This is a genomic window from Sphingobium fuliginis (assembly GCF_015074805.1).
Classification (GTDB): domain Bacteria; phylum Pseudomonadota; class Alphaproteobacteria; order Sphingomonadales; family Sphingomonadaceae; genus Sphingobium; species Sphingobium fuliginis.
Genome location: NZ_CP060036.1, coordinates 237220 through 258258 on the forward strand (window position 1 = coordinate 237220; position 21039 = coordinate 258258).

Consider the following 21039-nt stretch of genomic DNA (forward strand, 5'->3'; position numbering starts at 1 on the left):
CTTCCATACGATCAAATAATGGTCAGGGAATTCCCGCTTTGATCTAGCACCCATTCCTTGAACCGCTTCACTTTCGGCAAATTGATCTTGGCCTCGGGAATGACGAGGTAATAAGCCAGTGAAGAACGGGCCCGAATGTCGACCGGCGTGATGACGCGGCCATGCGCCAGGTCGTCTTCGATATAGAGACTGGCGCCAATACCGATGCCTTTCCCCTGCAGAACGGCTTCGTAAACCAGATCAAATGTCGGAAAATAGTCCATGACCTGGTTGTCGATCACCAGCCCAGCGGCCTCGGCCCATTGGGCCCAAAGGTCGTGGCTGAAAGGTCGGCTCACCGGGTGCGCGGACAGGAAGTGCAGCAAGGCATAGTGACGGAATTCATCCACACTTCGCGGGGGCGGCATGCCGTTCACGGTTTCGGGCTGGCAGAATGGAACGATTTCGTAGTCGAGCAACTTGTAAGATCGTGTTCGGGGAGCGATGCTGGGACCGGCCTGAATGAAAAGGTCGACCTCGCCGACATCGGACATCACCGGTTCCACGATGGTGGCCATGCTGAATGCGATATCGAGATCGGGATAACTGTGGAGCCGCGGTAGAAGCCATCGCGACATCATCGCAGGCAGCGCATTGATCCGCAGCGGACCCTGCATGGTATTGGCCAGAAGATCGTTACTGGCACCCTTTATGATCTCGAAGCCACGCTGGATGGAAACAAGAAAGGTCGCCGCGCGCGCCGTCAGTTCGAGAGGCCGTCTGCCGCGCACAAACAGTTGCACGCCCAAGGTTGCCTCCAGGTTGGAGATCTGACGGCTGATTGCCCCGTGGGTCACGCCCAACTCGTTCGCCGCGAGGGTGAGGCTGCGGTGCCGTGCCGCGGCTTCGAAATTCCTGAGCGCATTGAGCGACGGCAAGCGAGATGCCATGACTAACGAACCTTCTCCTGCGCATCCTTCAGATGCAAGTCCCGTTCAATCTGTCGCCGAACGGCGCGCCATTCCCGCGCGAAGGGAGACTAAGACGAGGTTCAGCGAACTTAAATGTTCGAATTAATGCCGATCATAGCAAGCGGCTTCGGCTTGCAAGTCCTTTTGCTTCAGGGCCTGCTTTGCCGGCCAGTCCGGGCTACCAGGAAAAGCCGCGGTGCTCGGGCCGGGTCCAGACGCCTTCGCGTTCGAGGATGTCGAGCACCGGCCCGATTCGTTCGCCCTCGCTGGCGTGCCACAGCGGCATGCGGAACATTACACCGCTCAATCCGACTCGTTCCCGCAGGCGCAGGATCGTATCGGCGACCTCGCGCGTCGTGCCCACCAGTTCGAGCGGTTCGGCCTGCTTCTCGTTGCCGCGGTGGATCTTCGACTTCGCAGCAGACCAAATCTTCTGAGCGGCCTCATGGCGGGTCGACATGATAAGATCGTATTCCGCGCGTGCCTCGCCCGGCTTTTCACGGACCAGCAGATCGCCGATGACGATCACCTCCGGCGGCCGTTCGCGTCCCGCTTCATCGGCGTGGGCGGCGAGGTCGGCGCGCAGCTTGGGCCAGCTGTCCTCTCCGATAACCACCGTGAACAGGTAATCGCAGTGCGTTGCCGCGAAGCGCTGCCCGCGCGGGGAAACAGATGCGCTGACCAGCAGCGGACGCCCGCCCGGATGGGGGCCGGACAACACGCCCTCGACGTCGAACCATTGTCCGTGGTGCGCGAAGCGTTCGCCCTTCCACAGCTGTTCGACCACACCCAGATATTCATCGGCGAAATCGTAAAAGGTTTCGCCGACGATCTTCTGCTTGACGCCGAACAAGCCGGCTTCCTCGTCGCGGAAGCCGTTGACGATATTCCAGCCCCATCGGCCTCCGCTGAGATAATCGAGATAGCCGGAAAACCGCGCGGTCTGGGTCGGGTGAACGTAACTGGTGTGTATCGTCGAGATCACCCCGAGAGTCCGCGTGTTCATGAAAATGGGCAGCGGCCACAGCACTGCGTGCGTGCGCGGATCCTGAAACTCGACTTCTGACGCAGCGTCCGAACCCCTGGCATAGCCATCGGCGATCAGCGCGAAGTCGACTCCTGCGGCTTCGACCGATCTGGCGAGGGCGATGTGCGCATCGAGATCGAGCGCGGAAGGATTGCGCTGGAGCAGCAACTGCGAAGGAACCGGGCTGCGATGATAGGGCCAGAAGATGCCGAAGCGCATCGAACCATCGGCCACGCGCGGCTTGCGCACGGTGCGGGGCGGATTGCCGGGGGCTGAATTCATTGTCATCGTCCTCCCGTCACGTCGAGCATCGCCCCGGTTATGTAGCTGGCCTCGTCAGAGGCGAGGAACAGGATTGCGCTGGCAATCTCCTCAACCGTGCCTGCGCGCCCGAGCGGGACCAGCTTGAGCGGGCTGTGCACGAAATCGGGGTCGTGCCAGCGGGCATGCGCGGCAACGGTCGATTCGGTCTTGATCGGGCCGGGCGCGACCGCATTCACTGTGATGTCGAATTCGGATAGTTCGAGCGCCACGTTGCGGGTGAAGCCTTGGATGCCTGCCTTGGTCGTCGCATAGGCGGTGTGCCCGGTGTAGTGCGCCTGCCACGGCGCGCCGTGACGGGCGCCCGATGACAGGTTGACGATCCGGCCCGACCGGCGCGCGATCATCTGCGGCGCGACTGCGCGGGTACACAGGAACGCCGAACGCAAATTCGTGCGGATGATGTAATCCCAGTCGTCAACGGCCATTTCCCAGATGCGGCCTGCGCGGGTCGTGCCGATGTTGTTGACCAGGATGTCGACCGGCCCGAACCGTTCGTTGGCGAATTCCACCAGACGTGCCGCGTGGCTTTCCTCGGTTGCGTCGCCGCAGTACATCGCAGCCGCCAGCCCGGCCGCATCCAGGTCGGCCTGGGCGCGGTCGAGATCGTCCTGATTGATGTCAATCCCGACGACGTTGGCTCCCTCTGCCGCGAGCCGGTCGAGCGCGGCGCGGCCGATACCCCGACCCGCTCCGGTCACGATCGCCACCTTGTCGGCGACCCGCCCATGCATGTCCGATCCGGGCTTGGTCATGGCAATATCTCCCTCATCACGTCAGTCCCACAGATCATAGGTTGCTGCGGCAATCTCACTTCCGGTGGCGCACCACACCTCGTCATGGGCAAGAATATGACGCAGCGCCTTGTCCAGCGCGTCGATGCGGTAAGGCGCGCCGATCAGATACGGATGCAGCGCGATGCACATCACCCGCGCACGGTCCGCGCCTTCGCGCCACAGCACGTCGAACTGCGCGCGGATCGCGTCGCCGAACTGGTCGGCCGTGAAGTGATGCAGGTCGAACGCGACCTTGTCGTTGATGTTGCCTGCATAGGGGACTGAGATGATCTCGCGCCTATCGTCCAACCGGATCGGATAGGGCTGGTCGTCGTTGACCCAGTCGGCGACGTAACGCACGCCGTGATCGCACAGCTGATCGAGCGTGTGCCAGCTTTCGGTCAACCCCGCGCTGAGCCAGCCGTCCACCGGCTTGCCGGTATGCCGCACGATCGTATCGAGCGAACGCTTGATTATGGCAGCCTGTTCGCTCTCGGAGAATCGGTTGAGGCGGCGCGAATTGCTTTCGTTGTGTCCCATCAGTTCCCAGTCGCGTTCCAGGCAACTGTCAACGATACGAGGGTGCTCGTCGCAGATCTCGCTGTTGAGCGCGACTGTGCCGCGCACCTTATGGTCGTCGAGCACTTGCATCAGGCGGAATACACCGACGCGATTACCGTAATCGCGCATCGCCCATTGCATCACGTCGGGCGTGGGCCCGCCGCCGCCGGCTTCCTTGGGCACTTGCTCGTCGAGCGCGAAAAACTCGATATTCGGCACGACCCACAACGCCAGCCGCGCCCCGTTGCGCCAGCGACGCTTGGGCCGGTCGACGATCGGCGAATAGGGGAAGGGTCCGTAACGCGCCGGCCTCACAATCCGGCCTCCCGGCGCGACAGTTCGGCGACAACTTCATCGCTGTGCATCACATCGGCATATTTGTGATGGAGGTCGAACAGGTTGATCTTGTGCGAGATATCGCTGCGATCGAAGCAGCATTCTTCCGCCATCACCATGTGAAAGCCATGGGAAAACCCGTCGACAGTGGAGGCGCGCACGCAGCCCGACGTGCTTTCGCCCAGCACAATCACCGTATCGATGCCCAACTGGACGAGGTGGCTTGACAGCGGCGTTCCGAAGAACGCGCTGGCGCGTTGCTTTGCGATCACCACTTCGCCTTCGAGAGGCGCGAAATCGGGGTGAAATTCAAACAGGTCGACGTCACGGTCTGCGATCGGGCGGTTGGTTGCCCGGATGCGCGTCGGCTTGGCCTCGGGGCGGGCATCTGTTGTCGTATGAAACAGCGGAATGCCCGCCTTGCGCGCTGCGGCGAACACCGCCTTCGTCGGTTCGATGGCGTCCCAGGCATGGATGCCGCACGAATCGGGATAGGTCGCGGCCAGCTCCACCATCGGGCGCGGGCCGCCGCGATAGGCTATCGCGTACAGGTCAATCGCCAGCAGGGCAGGGCGAGGGCCGATATAAAGATCGCGGCGATACGGTCGATAAAGCTCTATTATTTCCGGCGGGATGATATCCTGCCAGCAATGGTTTTCGAACATATCAGTCATGCCGTCCCTCTTCCCAGGGACCCGCTTCGCCAAAGCCGGTCTCACTCGCGCGGCGACAAGCCACAGCTCATCCATAAAGTCAATTTAATTGACATATTTTCGTATTTTTGTCGATATATCGTCGATAGCGAAAACCGCGCATTCCCCGACCAGTGGTGAAGTCGCATAACGGGAAGTTGAGATGATAAGAACTGTCGCAGTGATCGGAGCTGGTACGATGGGTGGACCCATGGCCGAGCATATCCACCGGGCAGGTTTTGCCCTGACCGTGTCCGATCCCGATCCTGCGGTACGACAGCGGTTCGATGCGATGGGCATCGCGACATGCGTCGCACTGGCGGACATGCAATCAGTCGATGCCGCGCTGGTGATCGTGGGCACGGACGAGCAGATGCACGGTGTCGCCCGGGCGCTGCGCGCCGCTGCCGCGCCGCCGCGCTATCTCGTCATCATGAGCACGACCGCGCCCGCCGAAATCGCGGCGATCGAAAGGCAGTTCGCCGACTGCGGCACGCATGTCGTCGATGCGCCGATCAGTGGCGCCGTGATGGCGGCGCGGAGGGCCGAACTGACCGTCCTTGTCGGAGCGGCCAAGGATGATTTCGATGCCCTGCAACCGGTATTCGCTGCGGTGGGAAGCGCAATCGTCCATTGCGGCAAGACGGGCGCGGGGCAAATGACCAAAGTGGTCAATAACATCATCGCCATCAGCAATCAGTACGTCGCCGCCGAAGCCTATCGCCTTGCTATCGAGCATGGCCTTGAACTCGATCGCCTGCTTCCGGCGCTCGACCTCGGATCGGGCCGAAATTTCCTGTCGCGCCGGGGGGGCGACGGAATGCGAGAGGCGTACCGCGCCTGGTCGGAAACGCCCGAAGATTATCGCGCGATCAACGCTTGCAGCAAAAAGGATCTCGACCTGGCGATATCGCTTTTCCCCGACGGCGTGCGGCACGATGCCGTGCTGGCCATCCGGTCGGTGCTGGAAACCGCGCGAGAACCTGCCCGGGCGAACTGGCAACGTGTTTCGCGTTCTGGGCGAGATGATCGCACCTGAACATATATCAGCAAAGTTTATGTCAATAAACTTGACAAGATTCGGACATCAATTCACCTAGTCGTTCTTACCCGGAACCAGTCTGGTCCGGATTGAGCAGGGAGTGCGTTGATGTCCCAATCCGAGGTCGCTAAACCCGCGCGGCGCGCCATGCCGACATGGGCGATCCTGACCACCCTGCTGACTGCGGAATTCACCTCCGCTTTCGAGCTGACGATGATTTATTCCGGCATGAAGACGTTCATCACGATCTTCGGCGATCCAGTGGGCGTGGGCTGGTTGATCACGGTATACCTTCTCGTCGGATCGGGTTCGGCCGCGATCTGTGGGCGTCTCGGCGATATCTACGGGCGTAAGCGCGTGCTCATGATCGTGCTGGCACTGGCCTTCGTCGGTTCGGTCGTCAGTGCGCTGTCGCATACCTTGCTCGCGGTGCTGGCGGGCCGCACGCTGCAAGGTTTCGCCGGGGCTATCCTGCCGTTGTGTTACGGCCTGATGCGCGAAAGCTTGCCGGAAGATCGCGTGCCGTTCGGCGTCGGGATTCTCGCGGCGAGTGTCACGGTCGCTGCCGCGGCGGGCGTGATCGTGGGCGGGGTGTTGATCGACCACTTCCCCTGGAATGCCATCTTCATCACCAGCGCAACTATGGCGCTGGTCGGCCTTATCCTATGTGCAATCGTCTTGCCGCGTTCGCAGCCGCAGCCGCGCACCGGCCCGCTCGATCTGAAAGGCGGGGCGCTGTTCATTCCGCCGCTGTTCATGATCCTGATCGGGATCACCTTCCTCAATCGCTACGGGCTGGGTCTCTCTTCGCCCAGCCTCTGGCTGTTGGTCGGCGGGATCGGTCTGCTGATGGTATGGATCCGGCATGAATTGCGCACCGAAAATCCGCTGATCGACCTGCGCCTGCTGGGCAATCGTAACGTCGCGCTCGCGACGCTGGCGATGTGCGCCTACGCGATGGGGCCGCAACAGAGCCAGATGTCGTTCCTCCTGATGCAGCAATCGTCGCGGACTGGGGTGGGACTCGACCTCAGTGGTACGCTGACCGGCCTCGTGACGCTTCCGGGAATGCTCGCGGGAGTCTTCTTCGCGCCTTGGCTGGCCAAGGTCTGCGTTCGGGTCGGCAGCAAGAAGATCCTGATATGGGCCGGCATCATCCTGTTGGGCGCGGTTGGTATGATCTTCCCGTCCATCTTGGGACTGGGGCCGGCAGGCTTGTTCATCCAGTTCCTGCTGCAGGGCATGGGATCGGTCGCGCTGTTCGCATCGGCGCCCAATGTCGTGGTCGCCGAAGTGCCGGCTTCCAAGACGAGCGGGGCGACCGGACTTCTTCAGGTCAACAGGTCAGTGGCCCAGGCAGTTGGATCGCAGACCGTCATTTCGCTGCTCGCTACGTCCACGGTTCACGATCCGTTGACCGGCGCTGGTCCGTTTCCAAGCTTTACCGCCTATCTGCTGACGGCGTCGGTGCTGTTGATCGTGGCGTCGGGCACGCTAATCTGCGGGATGTTGCTGCGATCGCGCGAACAGCGCGTGTCGGTGGGAGCGGTCGCATGAATGGCGCCGATCTCGCCTGCGACGCGCTCCTTGGGAACGGCGTGGACACCTGGTTCGCCAATCCCGGCACGTCCGAAATGCATCTCGTGGCTGCGCTGGATCGGAGACCGCAAGTCCGCTGCGTCCTCGGCCTGTTCGAAGGGGTAGTGACGGGGGCCGCCGATGGATACGGGCGGATGGCCGACCGGCCTGCCGCGACCCTTTTACACTGCGGGCCGGGGCTGGCGAACGGATTGGCCAACCTTCACAACGCGCGCCGTGCGAGGACGCCCGTGGTCAACATCGTCGGCGACCATGCAAGTTATCACCTGCCTTATGATGCCCCGTTGACAAGCGATATCGAAAGTCTGGCACGCCCGATGTCGCATTGGGTGGGCCGTGCCGGTAGCGCGGAGACGGTGCGGATGATGGTCGATCAGGCTTGCCGTGCTGCTGCTGCCCCAGGGGTCGCGACCTTGATCATGCCCGCCGACGCGGCGTGGGGCGAAGTGCCCCCAACGTCGACCGTACCTCCTTCCTTGGCACCAGCGCGGGCACGCGTTGCATCCGATGCGATCGACGAGGCGGCAAGGGCGATGCGTGCGAGCCGGAACCCGCTCGTCCTTCTCGGCGGAACGGCGTTGCGGACTGACGCGATGGCGGCGGCCGCGGCGTTGTCCCGAGCCTGTCCCGTGCGTCTCCTTGCCGAGTACGGCAGCGCCCGGATCGAGCGCGGAGGCGGGCGCCTGGCCATCGAAACGATGCCCTATCCGGTCGACGCTGCGGTAACCGCGCTGGCCCAGTTCGATCTGATCGTGTGCATCGGAGCGACCGATCCCGTCGCATTCTTTGCCTACCCGGGAAAGCCGGGGCGACTTGCGCCGCCCGGATGCCGAACCATCGAACTTACCGCGCGAGGCGAGGATCCCGGGCAGGCCATTCGGGCGCTCGCCGATTGTTTCGACGGGCGGAAATGCGACTTGCTGGCAGCGCCCGCATTGCCGCCTATGCCTGCTGCCGGTCAGTTGACCGGTTCGGCCGTCGCAGCGATCACCGCGCTGCTTCTGCCCGACAACGCCATCATTGCACGCGAATCGGTAACACAGGCGGCGGAGTTCGCGCAATTCGCGGCGGGCGGCGCGGCGCACGATCTGCTGTCATTGACGGGCGGGGCGATCGGGATGGGAATACCTTTGTCCATCGGCGCGGCGGTGGCGTGCCCGGATCGCAAGGTGATCTGTCTGCAGGCCGATGGCAGCGGCATGTACACCTGCCAGGGCTTGTGGACCCAGGCGCGCGAGCAACTGGATGTCGTGACGGTCATCCTGGCCAATCGGACCTACGCCGTGCTCCACAACGAGATGCGACAGGTCGGGGTCGGGGCGATCGGCCGCAATGCGCGGCGAATGCTGGATATCGATGATCCCGCGCTCAATTGGGTGTCCCTCGCGCAGGGGATGGGGGTTGAAGGCGTCCGGGTCGACACAACCGAGCGCTTTGCCGACATCCTGCGAACAGCGATCGCGCGCCCGGGACCGTTTCTGATCGAAGCCGATATATCGGTGTGACCTCAGGCGCGGAGGATCTTGTTCAGTTCGTGCCTCAGTCGGGGGGGCAGGCTCGTGCGCGTCAGAGCTACAAGTTCGAGTTCTGCGTCAAGGTCGGCGATCGGCCGGAATACCATATCCGGCAGAGACAGCGCCTGGAGCGAACGGGGCACGACCGCCACTCCCATTCCGGCCGCCACCAACCCTGCGGCGCTGATGAAATCCGGCGTTGCTATGATCGCCGGCACCGAACGCCCGGTCGATTGGGCGATCTGTCGCGGGATGCCTCCGTGGCCGGTCTCGTCGGCGAACTGCGGTACGATGAAGGTCGCGTCGACCAAGTCCGCGCATGTCAGCACCGAAGCGGCGGCCAATTGATGTCCGACCGGAAGCGCGACCAGTACGCCCTCGCGATGAACGATGCAGGCATCAGCTCCGTGCGGGTATGCGGCACGCGGCCTGACGATCGCCACATCGACGCTGCCGCGCGCGATCTCGGCCAGCTGTTCAGGCGTCTCCAACGGAACGGGGAGGAGGCGGATTCCGGGGCGAGCCGCAGCCAACGTTCGCAACAGGCGGGGGAGCACTCCGGTCATGATCGCGGAAAAGACATAGCTGATCCGCAATTCTCCGGCCTGTCCATTCCCGATGTTCCGCCCCTGTCGTTCAAAGGCGGAAAGTTGAACTAATGTCGCCCGAGCCGCCGGCAGCAGTTCTTCTCCTTCATGTGTGAGAACGACACGGCGGCGCCGATCACGATCGAACAGCCTGACGCCAAGCTGGTCCTCCAGCCGCAGCAGCCGCTTGCTGACCACCGACTGAGCAACGGCAAGCCGGTTCGCGGCGGCGAGGAATCCGCCTTCGTCGTGGATAGCGATAAAAGCGGCAAGCGAATCGGGATCCAGCATCGACAGTTACATTCCGAAGAGAGATCAAAAGGTCGCAGTTATACGTTTAACCGCATCAAAATGCTGCGCAAGGTAGAGGCACGTTTTACAAGGATCATGAGCATGGCACGCATAACGACATTCGATTGGGAGGATGCGCTGGGGTTGGGTTCGCAGCTTACCTCCGACGAACGGATGATCGCAGATGCGGCGCGCGCTTTCGCGCAAGATCGACTTAGCCCGAGGATTATCGCAGCTTTCGACAAGGAAGAAACCGATCCGGCGATATTCCGCGAGATGGGCGAGCAAGGACTGCTCGGCATCACGCTTCCGGAACGTTTCGGCTGCGCCAATGCGTCCTATGTCGCGTACGGGCTCGTCGCCCGGGAAATCGAGCGAGTCGATTCCGGCTATCGTTCGATGATGTCGGTCCAGTCGAGCCTAGTGATGTTTCCGATCCACGAATACGGGTCCGATGCGCAGCGCGAACGGTTCCTGCCCGGCCTTGCGCGGGGGGAATTGATCGGGTGCTTCGGCCTGACCGAACCTGACGCTGGGTCCGATCCTGGCGGGATGGGTACGCGTGCCGTCAAGGTCGAGGGCGGATATCGGATCAGCGGCACCAAGACCTGGATCAGCAACGCGCCCATCGCCGACGTTTTCGTGATTTGGGCCAAGTCTGATGCGCACGGTGGCGCGATTCGCGGTTTCATCCTGGAACGTGGCATGGAGGGTCTTTCGACGCCGAAGATCAACGGCAAGATCAGCCTGCGCGCCTCGATCACGGGAATGGTGGTGATGGACGATGTCGTCGTTCCCGACGACGCTCTGCTTCCCAACATCGAGGGGCTGAAGGGGCCGTTCGGCTGCCTCAACCGCGCACGCTACGGTATCAGTTGGGGCACGATGGGGGCGGCCGAGGCGTGTTACGCGGCGGCCCGGCAGTACGGACTGGACCGGCGCCAGTTTGGCCGACCGCTGGCAGCAACCCAGCTCTATCAGAAGAAGCTGGCCGACATGGTGACCGAAATCGGTCTGGGGCTGCAGGCGTCGCTGCGGGTGGGCCGCATGCTTGACGACGGCAGTTTCGCACCCGAACTCATCAGCCTGGTCAAGCGCAACAATTGCGGCAAGGCGCTCGATATCGCGCGCGCCGCGCGTGACATGCACGGCGGCAACGGCATTTCTGGAGAATTTCCGGTCATGCGCCACATGGTGAACCTGGAAACGGTGAACACCTACGAAGGGACTCATGACGTGCATGCCCTGATCCTGGGCCGCGCGATCACCGGCATTCCGGCTTTCTGATGGACCCGCAGCCGCCTCTCGCCGGATTGCGCGTGATCGAGCTGGCGCGCATCCTCGCCGGTCCGTGGGCGGGACAGGTTCTGGCCGACCTCGGGGCCGAGGTTGTGAAGATCGAAAGTCCCGCCGGAGACGACACCCGGCGCTGGGGGCCACCCTTCGTCGCGGACGGCGGCGACGCGGCCTATTTCCATTCCGCCAATCGCGGCAAATCTTCGCGCGTGATAGATTTCTCGACGCCGGCTGGCCGCGACGAGGTGCGCGATCTGGTACGCGATGCGGATGTGGTCATCGAGAATTTCAAGGTCGGCACTCTGGCGCGCTACGGGCTGGAACATGCCAGCCTCGCGGCCATCAATCCGCGTGTGATCACCTGTTCGATCACGGGTTTCGGGCAGGACGGCCCTTATGCGGAGCGGGCCGGTTACGATTTCGTGGTTCAGGGCCTCAGCGGCATCATGGACCTGACCGGAGAGCCCGGGGGACCGCCGCAGAAGATCGGCGTCGCCTATGCCGACATTCTGACCGGGCTTTATGCGGTGATCGCGATCCAGGCAGCGCTGGCCGAGCGGGAACGCAGCGGTCTGGGGCAGCACATCGACATGGCCTTGCTGGACGTAATGGTGGGGACGCTCGCCAATCAGGCCATGAACTTCCTCACCTCGGGCATCGCTCCCCGACGTCTGGGCAATGCGCATCCCAATATTGTCCCGTACGAAGCCTTTCCGACCAGCGACGGGTGGATGATCCTGGCCGTCGGCAACGACGAACAGTTCCGTCGGTTCTGCGGCATCGTGCAGCTGGACGTTGAGCCCGGCTGGGCGAGCAACGCCGGCCGTATCGCCGACCGCGAACGGGTAAGCGCGGTGGTGTCCGAACGGACAAAGCGGTGGGCGCGCGACGAACTGCTTGGCCGGCTTGACGCCGCTGGCGTTCCGGCTGGCCCGATCAACACCGTCGCACAGGCTTTCGCCGATCCGCAGGTGCGCTATCGCGGGATGGAATTGGCGCTTTCGGACAACGGCGGCGAGACGGTTGCGGGTGTGCGTTTGCCGATCCGGTTTTCGCGATCTCCGCTTGCCCGGCCAAGGCGCGCGCCCCGATTGGGCGAGCATGTGGTGTGAATGCCCTGAGGCCCACGGCAAAGCTTAACCCGGATTTTTGAAGGACAGGTGTAGATCATGACCACCCAAGCGACCGCTTATCGCGACACGCAGCTGCTGATCGGAGGCGAATGGCGCGCCGCGCGTTCGGGTGCGGATCTTCCGGTGCTGAACCCTGCAACCGATACGGAGATCGGGCGTCTTGCCCGTGCGGGCGAAGAAGACCTGGCCGAGGCGGTGAGCGCGGCTGCCGAAGGGTTCGCGGTCTGGCGCAAGACCAGCGCATACGATCGTGCACGCATCATGCGCGAGGCGGCGCGACTCCTGCGCGAACGCGCCCGCGATATCGCGGTGCTCATGACGCTCGAACAGGGCAAGCCCATTGCCCAAGCGGAAGTCGAGGTGATTGGCGCGGCCGACACGATCGAATGGTTCGCGGAGGAAGGTCGCCGCGCCGGCGGATGGGTCATCCCGGCCCGGTCCGACGATGTCCGCGTGCTGGCTATCAAGGAACCGATCGGCCCGGTCGCGGCATTCACGCCGTGGAATTTCCCGATCAACCAGATCGTCCGGAAGCTGTCGGCGGCGCTCGCGGCGGGCTGCTCCATCATCGTGAAGGCCCCCGAGGAGACCCCGGCTTCGCCAGCCGAGCTGATCAGAGCATTCGTTGATGCCGGCGTGCCGGCGGGCGTGATTGGCCTGGTTTACGGCGATCCAGCCGAAATCTCGCAATATTTGATCGCCCATCCGGTGATCCGCAAGGTCACCTTCACCGGTTCGACCGCTGTCGGCAAGCACCTGGCGGCACTGGCGGGTTCCCATATGAAGCCGGCGACGATGGAACTGGGTGGGCATGCCCCCGCACTGGTGTTTAATGACTATCCGGCAGACCAGGCAGCGGCGGCGCTTGCGGCATCGAAGTTCCGCAATGCCGGGCAGGTATGCATCTCTCCGACCCGATTTCTGGTCCAGGATATGGTCCATGACGCCTTTGTCGACAATTTCGTCCGGCATTCGATAAACCTCAAGGTCGGTGACGGTCTCGATCCGGCAACGACGATGGGGCCGCTCGCAAACAAGCGCCGGATCGGCGCGCTGGAGGAACTGATCGCGGATGCTCTCGACAAGGGCGCATCGCTGGCCACGGGCGGGCGACGGATCGGCAATCATGGCTATTTCTTCGAACCGACGGTGCTGACGGACGTGACCCCCGAAATGCGCATCTGCAATGAAGAACCCTTTGGGCCGGTTGCGCTCATGATGCGCTTTTCAACCGAAGCCGATGCGGTAAATGAAGCGAATCGGTTGCCGTTCGGTCTTGCGGCCTACGCCTTCACTACCTCGGCGGCACGGACCCAGCGGCTCCTCAATGGGATCGAGGCAGGGATGATCACCATGAACCACATCAATCTGGGGCTGCCCGAATACCCTTTCGGTGGGATCAAGGATTCGGGGTACGGTTCGGAAGGTGGGCAGGAAGCTATCCACGCATATCTCAACACTAAGATGACATCGGTCAAGTCGGACCTTTGAGCGTCGCCGGCTCTAGGGTTTCGTAAAGCCGGAAAAACACCTGTTCCGTCATCGGGCTGGTATCGGGCCGGCGCAGCGCCGAGGTCGCGGGCGTCGTAAGTTCAATGCAGCGTATCCGCGGCGATTTCATGCCAGCGCGCGGTAGGCTCCGCGAAAGAACACCAGCGGTTCCACATCGGTGCGCGCGACGCCCAGATCGAGAACGTCGGCCAGGACCATCACGTGGTCGCCTGCGTCGTGAACCGCATGGACGCGGCAATCCATCCACGCGATCGCGCCTGCTATCGTGGGTAGACCGTGCAGGCTCGCACCGCCCGGAATGCGCGCGTACACATCGGGATCGCGGCTCGAAAGCTGGCGGCAGACGTCTTCCTGGTCTGCCCCAAGGATATTCACACAGAACTCACGAGCCTGCTCGATCCGCGGCCAGCTTGTAGAGCTTTTGGCCGGCAGGAACCCGACAAGCGGCGGATCGAGCGAAACGGATGTGAAGGATCCGACAACCATTACGATGGGCGAGCCGGCATCGTCGATCGCCGTCAGCGCGCAGACGCCTGTTGGATAGTGACCCAGGACATCGCGAAAGGATCGTTGATCCAGCGGGGAGACCCTCTCGTTGGCAGTCGTCATTCTCGTGGCTTCTCTGATGCAACCCGCGATCCCTAACCTGTGCCTGCTCCCGGCGCCAAGACAAATGCCGACTGGCCGCTAAACGCGAATTGGTCTTCCGCGCACACTATCGGCTGAAAGTCTATCTCCAAGCGCCAAGCCGTAGCCCTCCGGCATTGCGCGACTCTCCGTCATGCAGCGGCGGGAGGGTTTTACCCGCGTCAAAGGGCGGCACTCTTTTTCTTGAACCCAAAACTCATCAGGGTTGACAGCGCGTTTTGTGAGCATACCCTCATAAATGTATCGAGCGCATTAGGACGGATCGATTCAAAAACGGTATTTGGGATGAGGAGTTTTCGATCATGACAGCTCGCGACGGCGTTACCAGCTCGACTGACGTGCAAGTTCGGCCGCTTTCGTCGGCCCTGGGTGCGGAGGTGATTGGCATCGACGCCAACACCGCCAGCGATGCGGAAGTCGATCGGGTGCGGGACATCTGGCACGAGTATCAGGTCGTGTTGCTGCGCAACCAGCAGCTCGGCGAGGACGAGCAGGCAAGCTTCGGTCGCCGCTTCGGCAGGGGATCGCTGTCCGGCGGTCACAACAAGGTATTTGAAGGCGACAACGAAGGCGTCGTCTACGTGACGAACGTCGTCGACAAGAGCGCGCCCGTCGGAATCCTGCCCGACGGGGAGATGCAGTTCCACTCGGATCAGTGCCACCAGGAAATGCCGTCGAAGGGTACGATGCTGTATGCGATCGAAGTGCCGACGATGGGCGGCGACACGCGTTTCGCCAACGCTTACCGCGCTTATGAAACGCTGTCCGACGAGATGAAGGCGCGCATCGCCGACCTCAAGGCGGTGAATATTTACGACTATGCCGCCAACCCCACGCAGCGCGGACAGCCGCGCGAGGGCGTGCCCAGTCATACTCATCCGGTGGTGCGCACTCACCCGGTCACCGGACGCAAGGCGCTGTTCGTCAATCGGCTGATGACCGCACGGATCGAAGGCATGGGCCCCGACGAAAGCGAAGCTCTGCTCACCACGCTGTTCGACCATCAGGAACAGCCCCAGTTCATCTACGATCACAAGTGGCAGCCGGGTGACATGCTGATCTGGGACAATCGCTGCGTGTTGCACGCGCGCACCGATTTCGATCCCGGTCAGCGCCGCCGCCTGCGCCGGGTTACGCTTCCGGGTGAAGCGGTTATCTGAACCGCCTGCCCGCGCAGGGCTTGGACATCACACTGCTGAAGACGAGCGGTTCCGGACAGCCAAAGGCCGGCGGAATATGCGGAAAACGTTCCGGAGAGGGAGGGTACATGAAAATTCGTCACGCGATACTTGCGTCGAGCGCGTTCGTCGCGCTTGTTGGCAGCCCGGCAAATGCGCAGACTGCTCAGCCCGAAGCACGAGACGGCGGGCTCGAGGACATCGTCGTGACAGCGCAAAAACGTTCGGAGAACTTGCAGAAAGTGCCGATCTCGATCTCCGCGATCTCGGAAGAACGGCTCCAGGCGACCGGGATTCGCACGACTCAGGATCTGCCAACCGCTCTACCTGGACTTCAGGTGCTCAACGTGGCTGGCGCGATAACCCCACGCGTGCACGGGATCGGCACGACCTTCACCTCGGCGGGATTTGAAAGCCCGGTCGCGACATATGTCGACGGGGTTTACCTGGCGTTTGGCGCCGATGTGTCGATGGATCTTTCCGATGCAACGCAGGTCGCAGTGCTTAAGGGGCCGCAAGGCACCCTGTTCGGCCGCAATGCCACAGGCGGTGTGCTGCAGGTCACTACGCGTGAGCCGGAACAGGGCTATCAAGGTCTGATCCAGACCAGCCTCGACAATTATCTGACGAGCCGGTCCAACCTGTTCGTTACCGGTGGCCTGGGCGAAAACGCTGCGGTCAGCCTTTCGGCCGCCTACGCTCAACAGGACGAGGGTTACGGGACGAATGTCGTGACCGGGAATGACACCTACCGGCTCGGTCATGCCTATACGGTGCGGGGCAAGCTGAAGATCGATCTCGGCCCGGACACGACCCTGTTGCTTAGCGGCGATTACAGCGGGCGGGGCGGCTCGGAAGCGACCGTCTTCCGGCCATTCCCGGGGACAAATACGACAAGTCCCGTTCTACAGCCGCGGAGGGCGTGGGACACCGCCAGCTCGGTCGACGCGGATAACCACTATCACGGCGGCGGCGCCTCGCTGCGGCTCGAACATCAGCTCGGCACGGCGAAACTGACCAGCCTCAGCGCGTATCGCGACGCCTATCACTCGTTCAACTTCACCCCCGTCCCCACGGCAGCGAAAGTACTGGACGTCTACGTTCCCGAAACCTCGCGCCAGTTCACCCAGGAACTGCAGTTGTCCTCGACCGGCGGCGGGCCGCTGGTTTGGACGATCGGTGGTTTCTACTACCATAACCGCGCTACGCAACATCAAGTCTCGACCTTCGGCGCAGCGTTCCCGCTGCCGTCCCTGGGCGGTCTCGTGCAGGAATTCCCCGGCCGCCAGACAACCGATTCCGAAGCGGTTTTCGCCCAGGCGACCTATTCGATTGCGCCGCACACGCGCCTGACCGGCGGTGTCCGCTACACTTGGGAGAAAAAGAGTTACGCGGGCGACCTCATCGTGCGCTTCCCCGGCGCGCCAGCGACGACCATTCCTGGTAGCGGCGATCTCAAGTTCGGAAAGCCGACCTGGCGGCTGTCGATCGACCAGGATCTGGCCGAGCGGGTCACCGGCTACGCGTCCTACAATCGCGGCGTGAAAAGCGGCGGCTTCAACCTCCACAACCCGGTCGGCGCGGGCTTCGATCCGGAGCGGCTCGATGCCTTTGAGGTAGGGATCAAGAGCGAGTTGGCCGATCGACGCGTACGGCTCAACATCTCGGCCTTCTATTACGACTATTCGAACATCCAGGTCGTGTTGTTTCCTGGCGGCTCGACGGAAGTCGTCAACGGGCCGAAGGCCGAACTTTATGGCATCGACGCCGATTTCGAGGCGCGCGTCAGCGATCGCCTGCGTCTGAATGCCAGCGCCAACTGGCTGCACGCCAAGTTTCTGTCATTCCCGAATGCCGAATTCGCTTATCCTCAGCCCGGCGGAGAGCCCGGACCGACGATCAATGCGTCGGCTGCGGGCAACGATATCCCCTATGCGCCTCACTTCACATATGTGGTGGGGGTGACCTACACGATCCCGCTGGGGGACCACGAATTGGCCTTCAACGCGAACGACAGCTTCAACAGCGGCTTTTACGGCGAGGCGAACAATTTTCTGCGTCAGCCCAGCTACCACTTCATCAATGCCTCGATGGCGTGGCAGACCCGGGACAAGGGCGTGACGCTGCGCTTGTTTGCGAACAACATCCTGAACGAAGCGGTCGCCAGCCAGATCGCAACGCTGAGCGGGCTGTCCTACATCGCCGACTACACCAACCCGCCGCGCACGATCGGCGGATCGGTTCGCGTCGCATTTTGACCTCCCGGCCTTGAAATCACGCAGGAGTTTCTGCCAAGATGACCGATCAACAAACGCGCAACGAACGGCTCGCGCTGACCAATCCTTTGCTTGGCAAGCCGCGGCTAAAATTGGGCACGTTCTGCAGCAACGTGAGCTCCGGGGCCAGTCTGGCCGACGTCGAAGGTGGACTGGACCTGACGTGGGAGAATACCGCCAAGATTTCGCGCATGGCTGACGAAATGAAGTTCGAGGCGGTCGTTCCGATCGGCCGCTGGCGAGGCTTGGGCGGCCGCACCGATCCCAACCGCGATTCATTTGAGTCGATGACTTTCGCAGCGGGCGTCGGTGCGACGACTTCGTTCCCGGCGGCCTTCGCGACTGTTCACGTTCCGTCGATCCATCCGGTCATGGCGGCCAAACAGGCGACCACGATAGATCACATCACCGGCGGCCGCTTCGGGCTCAACATCGTTACCGGCTGGAACGAGCAGGAGATGGCGTTGTTCGGCTCCTCGCTCCTCCCGCACGATCAGCGCTACGAGGTCGCTGCCGAGTGGATCACGCTGATGAAGCTGCTGTGGACGGCGGACGAGCCGGTCAACTTCGCAGGCAAATATTATACGGTAGAGGGCGCCTTCCTGCGGCCCAAGCCGATCCAGCCATATCCGTTGCTGATGTCGGCCGGGGCATCTCCTGCGGGGCGCGCGTTCGCGGCCGAACATTGCGACGTGGCTTTTACGAATTTCGGCGAACGCACGTTGCCGGCTATGCGGGCGCAAGTGGATAAGTTCCGGTCTCTGGCGCAGGAGAAATTCGGGCGCACGCTTCAGGTCTGGACCAATACATATGTGATCATGGGCGACAGCGAAGCCTCCGCGCAGGCCTATTTCGACCACATCGTGAACGACTGCGGCGATTTCGAAGCAGTGGACAATTTGTTCGGCCTGATGGGGCTGAACAATAACAATCAGTCATATTCGCCTGAAATCCTTACCCAGGTGCGCAACGACTTCGTGGCGGGATGGGGCGGCTACAAGATTCAGGGCACCAATGAGCGCGTGGTCGAAGAACTAGAGATGCTTATCGAAGCCGGAGTGGACGGCGTGCTGCTGGCGTGGCCTGCCTTCATCGACGGTATGGCGCAATTCCAGCGCGAAGTCCTGCCGATGCTGGTGGCTCGCGGGCTGCGCTGAGGCGCGGCACCGCTTCGATACGTAATTGCAAGGAGACAGAACACGTGAAACAATGGCCAATGCTGATCGACGGGGAACTGGTCGCAAGCGAATCCGGACGCTGGATGACGTCGGTCAGCCCCGTCGACGAAGAACCGCTCGGCCAGGTGCCCGAAGGGACGGCGGCCGATGTCGACCGGGCGGCCGCTGCAGCGATGCGCGCGTTCGCATCATGGCGGAAGACCTCGATGGAGGAACGCGGTGCAACGCTACGCGATCTCGCGCGCACGATCGAGGCGCGCTACGATGAAATTCTCGCGCTGGAAGCTGCGGATACCGGGAACGGAGTCGAATCGCTGCGCTTCGACCTCGACTTTGCGATCTGGACGCTGAATCACTACGCGGGCCTTGGTTACCAGTTGACCGGCGAAACCGTTCCCGCGACCGCGGAGGGCTTGCACCTGACCTTGCGGGAACCGTACGGCGTTGTCGGCCGGATCGTGCCGTTCAACCATCCGTTCCTATTCTCTGTGGCGCGCACCGCTGCGGCGCTGATGGCGGGCAATGCCGTGGTGCTGAAAACCCCGGAAACCAGTCCGCTGGGGCCGATGATCTACGCAGAGATCTGTCAGCAGTTGCTGCCGCCTGGTCTGATGAACATAATTAGCGGCCGCGGTATGCCGGTAGGCGACGCAATCGCGCGGGACAAACGCATACGCCGGGTCGCCTTCATCGGTTCGCCCGACACCGGACGGCTGGTGCAGAAGGCAGCGGCCGAATCGTGTGTGAAGCACGTCACGCTCGAACTCGGCGGCAAGAACCCGATGATCGTCTATCCTGACGCCGACTACGATGCCGCCGCGTTGGCCGCGGTGCGGGGCATGAACTTCCTTTGGGCCGGGCAGTCGTGCGGATCGACGAGCCGGCTGCTGGTGCACGAAAGCCTCTATGACCGCATGGTCGATGACGTGGGCCGCGCGGTCGCCGCTATCAAGGTCGGCCGGCCGGAGGATCCTGAGACCGGGATCGGTCCGATGAACAGCCGCGCCCAGGTCGACAAAGCGCTGCGCTACATGGATCTGGCACGCAGCGAAGGGGCGCGGCTGGTCACTGGCGGCGGCAGGGTCGAAGGGCCGGGGTTCGAAAAGGGATTCTGGGCCCAGCCGACGGTGTTCGCGGACGTCACAGGCGACATGCGCATTGCACGCGAGGAAGTTTTCGGACCGATTTTGTCGATCATGAAATGGCGTGACGAGGACGAAGCCTTCGCATTGGCCAACGACGTCGAATACGGGCTGACGGGGTCCATATGGACCCGGGACGTAACGCGTGCACTCACAGCGGCGCGCGCCGTCGAGGCCGGGTATATCTGGGTCAACACGGTCGGATCACATTTCCGCGCCTTCCCTTACGGCGGCTACAAGAATTCGGGCGTCGGGCGAGAGGAGAGTATCGAGGAGCTGTTCAGCTACACGCAGTGCAAGGCGGTGACTTTTATGCCTTGATCGTGGATCGGTACGGACCGATACGGGGGCAATGGACCAGACAGCAGACGTGACGGCGGCACCAAAAACGCCGCGCCGCAAGCGGGGCATCCTGCGCGTCGAGGCGCTGCTGGCAGCGGCGACCGAGGTGTTCTTCGAGAAGGGCTTCGAAGCGGCCACGATGACGGAGATAGCCGAAAGGGCGGGGTCATCTATCGGCTCGCTCTATCAGTTCTTCCCGGCCAAGGAGAGCATCGCCGACGTGCTTCGCGCGCGCTGCGGCGATGCGATCGTGGACCGGTGGGATGCGCTGCGCCAGACTGGCGAGGCACATACCCCGGCCGAACTGGCGGAGGCGCTGTTCCGCACGCTGGCGGAAGCGCGCGCGGCGGTTCCGGCCTTCGCGTTGCTCGACGCGGTTCGCAATACCCCTGGCGTGAATGTCGCAGCGGTCCGCACAAGGATCATGGCGTCATTGAATCAACTGCTGCGGTCGCGGATTCCGGCGCTTTCGGAAACCGAGCTGCGATCGACCGCCATGGTGGTGCTGATGATGCTGCGCGGCGGCAATGGCGTTCAGGCGTCGAACTATGCGTTCGACCGCTCGGGCGCCATGGCCGACCTGCGCGACTTGCTCACCCATTATCTTGCGGGCAAGATGGCAAGGTGAGAGGCGGGTC

18 protein-coding genes are annotated in these 21039 nt (G+C 62.6%); 11 read left to right on the forward strand and 7 right to left on the reverse strand.

Annotated elements, in window-relative coordinates; translation table 11 throughout:
* Positions 1–11 precede the first annotated feature (11 nt).
* From H5V43_RS17390 to H5V43_RS17410, 5 genes are all read right to left on the reverse strand, one after another.
* On the reverse strand, positions 12–929 hold the full coding sequence (locus H5V43_RS17390; protein ID WP_025546747.1) for a LysR substrate-binding domain-containing protein: 918 nt from the start codon (positions 927–929) through the stop codon (positions 12–14).
* Between the two features lie 199 nt (positions 930–1128).
* Positions 1129–2259 carry an LLM class flavin-dependent oxidoreductase gene (locus H5V43_RS17395; RefSeq protein WP_193666863.1) on the reverse strand — a complete coding sequence of 377 codons (1131 nt, stop codon included), beginning with the start codon at positions 2257–2259 and terminating at the stop codon, positions 1129–1131.
* A 2-nt stretch (positions 2260–2261) separates the two neighbouring features.
* On the reverse strand, positions 2262–3053 hold the full coding sequence (locus H5V43_RS17400; RefSeq protein WP_140043213.1) for an SDR family NAD(P)-dependent oxidoreductase: 792 nt from the start codon (positions 3051–3053) through the stop codon (positions 2262–2264).
* A 21-nt stretch (positions 3054–3074) separates the two neighbouring features.
* On the reverse strand, positions 3075–3950 hold the full coding sequence (locus H5V43_RS17405) for a polysaccharide deacetylase family protein (RefSeq protein WP_025546751.1): 876 nt from the start codon (positions 3948–3950) through the stop codon (positions 3075–3077).
* Positions 3947–4645 (reverse strand): isochorismatase family protein, encoded by a 699-nt coding sequence (locus tag H5V43_RS17410; RefSeq protein ID WP_157846828.1) that lies wholly within the window; start codon positions 4643–4645, stop codon positions 3947–3949. Before H5V43_RS17410 ends, H5V43_RS17405 begins: the two co-directional genes overlap by 4 nt.
* Positions 4646–4874: 229 nt before the next feature.
* Between H5V43_RS17410 and H5V43_RS17415 the strand changes: the two genes are divergently transcribed.
* The 3 genes from H5V43_RS17415 to H5V43_RS17425 all read left to right on the forward strand — a co-directional run bounded on the left by H5V43_RS17415 (position 4875) and on the right by H5V43_RS17425 (position 8809).
* Positions 4875–5702, forward strand: a complete 828-nt coding sequence (locus H5V43_RS17415) for an NAD(P)-dependent oxidoreductase (RefSeq protein WP_025546753.1) — start codon at positions 4875–4877, stop codon at positions 5700–5702.
* A gap of 111 nt (positions 5703–5813) precedes the next feature.
* Positions 5814–7262, forward strand: coding sequence for an MFS transporter (locus H5V43_RS17420; protein WP_025546755.1), 1449 nt, complete (start codon positions 5814–5816; stop codon positions 7260–7262).
* Positions 7259–8809, forward strand: coding sequence for an acetolactate synthase large subunit (locus tag H5V43_RS17425; protein WP_025546757.1), 1551 nt, complete (start codon positions 7259–7261; stop codon positions 8807–8809). Before H5V43_RS17420 ends, H5V43_RS17425 begins: the two co-directional genes overlap by 4 nt.
* Before the next feature lie 2 nt (positions 8810–8811).
* Here H5V43_RS17425 and H5V43_RS17430 read toward each other — a convergent pair whose 3' ends face one another.
* Complete coding sequence (locus H5V43_RS17430; RefSeq protein WP_025546759.1) at positions 8812–9696, reverse strand: LysR substrate-binding domain-containing protein; 885 nt, start codon at positions 9694–9696, stop codon at positions 8812–8814.
* 102 nt (positions 9697–9798) lie between these two features.
* Here H5V43_RS17430 and H5V43_RS17435 point away from each other — a divergent pair, with 102 nt between their 5' ends.
* From H5V43_RS17435 to H5V43_RS17445, 3 genes are read left to right on the forward strand one after another with little or no spacing between them, the layout of a single operon-like run.
* Positions 9799–10983: an acyl-CoA dehydrogenase gene (locus H5V43_RS17435; RefSeq protein ID WP_025546761.1), complete on the forward strand. Its 1185-nt coding sequence runs from the start codon at positions 9799–9801 to the stop codon at positions 10981–10983.
* Positions 10983–12104: a CaiB/BaiF CoA transferase family protein gene (locus tag H5V43_RS17440; protein WP_193666864.1), complete on the forward strand. Its 1122-nt coding sequence runs from the start codon at positions 10983–10985 to the stop codon at positions 12102–12104. The genes H5V43_RS17435 and H5V43_RS17440 overlap by 1 nt, the downstream gene beginning before the upstream one ends.
* A 57-nt stretch (positions 12105–12161) precedes the next feature.
* Positions 12162–13616 carry an NAD-dependent succinate-semialdehyde dehydrogenase gene (locus H5V43_RS17445; RefSeq protein ID WP_025546765.1) on the forward strand — a complete coding sequence of 485 codons (1455 nt, stop codon included), beginning with the start codon at positions 12162–12164 and terminating at the stop codon, positions 13614–13616.
* A gap of 126 nt (positions 13617–13742) precedes the next feature.
* Here the strand turns inward: H5V43_RS17445 and H5V43_RS17450 are convergent, their stop codons facing one another.
* Positions 13743–14246, reverse strand: a complete 504-nt coding sequence (locus H5V43_RS17450; RefSeq protein ID WP_025546766.1) for a flavin reductase family protein — start codon at positions 14244–14246, stop codon at positions 13743–13745.
* 341 nt (positions 14247–14587) lie between these two features.
* Here H5V43_RS17450 and H5V43_RS17455 point away from each other — a divergent pair, with 341 nt between their 5' ends.
* The 5 genes from H5V43_RS17455 (at position 14588) to H5V43_RS17475 (ending at position 21029) form a co-directional block, all read left to right on the forward strand.
* On the forward strand, positions 14588–15445 hold the full coding sequence (locus H5V43_RS17455) for a TauD/TfdA dioxygenase family protein (RefSeq protein WP_063872374.1): 858 nt from the start codon (positions 14588–14590) through the stop codon (positions 15443–15445).
* Between the two features lie 107 nt (positions 15446–15552).
* On the forward strand, positions 15553–17721 hold the full coding sequence (locus tag H5V43_RS17460; protein ID WP_193666865.1) for a TonB-dependent receptor: 2169 nt from the start codon (positions 15553–15555) through the stop codon (positions 17719–17721).
* A 38-nt stretch (positions 17722–17759) separates the two neighbouring features.
* Entirely contained in the window at positions 17760–18896 is a 1137-nt protein-coding gene (locus H5V43_RS17465) for an LLM class flavin-dependent oxidoreductase (RefSeq protein ID WP_025546771.1), read from the forward strand.
* Positions 18897–18940: 44 nt separating this feature from the next.
* Complete coding sequence (locus H5V43_RS17470) at positions 18941–20380, forward strand: aldehyde dehydrogenase family protein (RefSeq protein WP_244968703.1); 1440 nt, start codon at positions 18941–18943, stop codon at positions 20378–20380.
* A gap of 31 nt (positions 20381–20411) precedes the next feature.
* A complete protein-coding gene (locus H5V43_RS17475) occupies positions 20412–21029 on the forward strand; it encodes a TetR/AcrR family transcriptional regulator (protein WP_025546773.1) in 618 nt (205 codons plus the stop codon).
* The last annotated feature ends 10 nt before the right edge of the window (positions 21030–21039 follow it).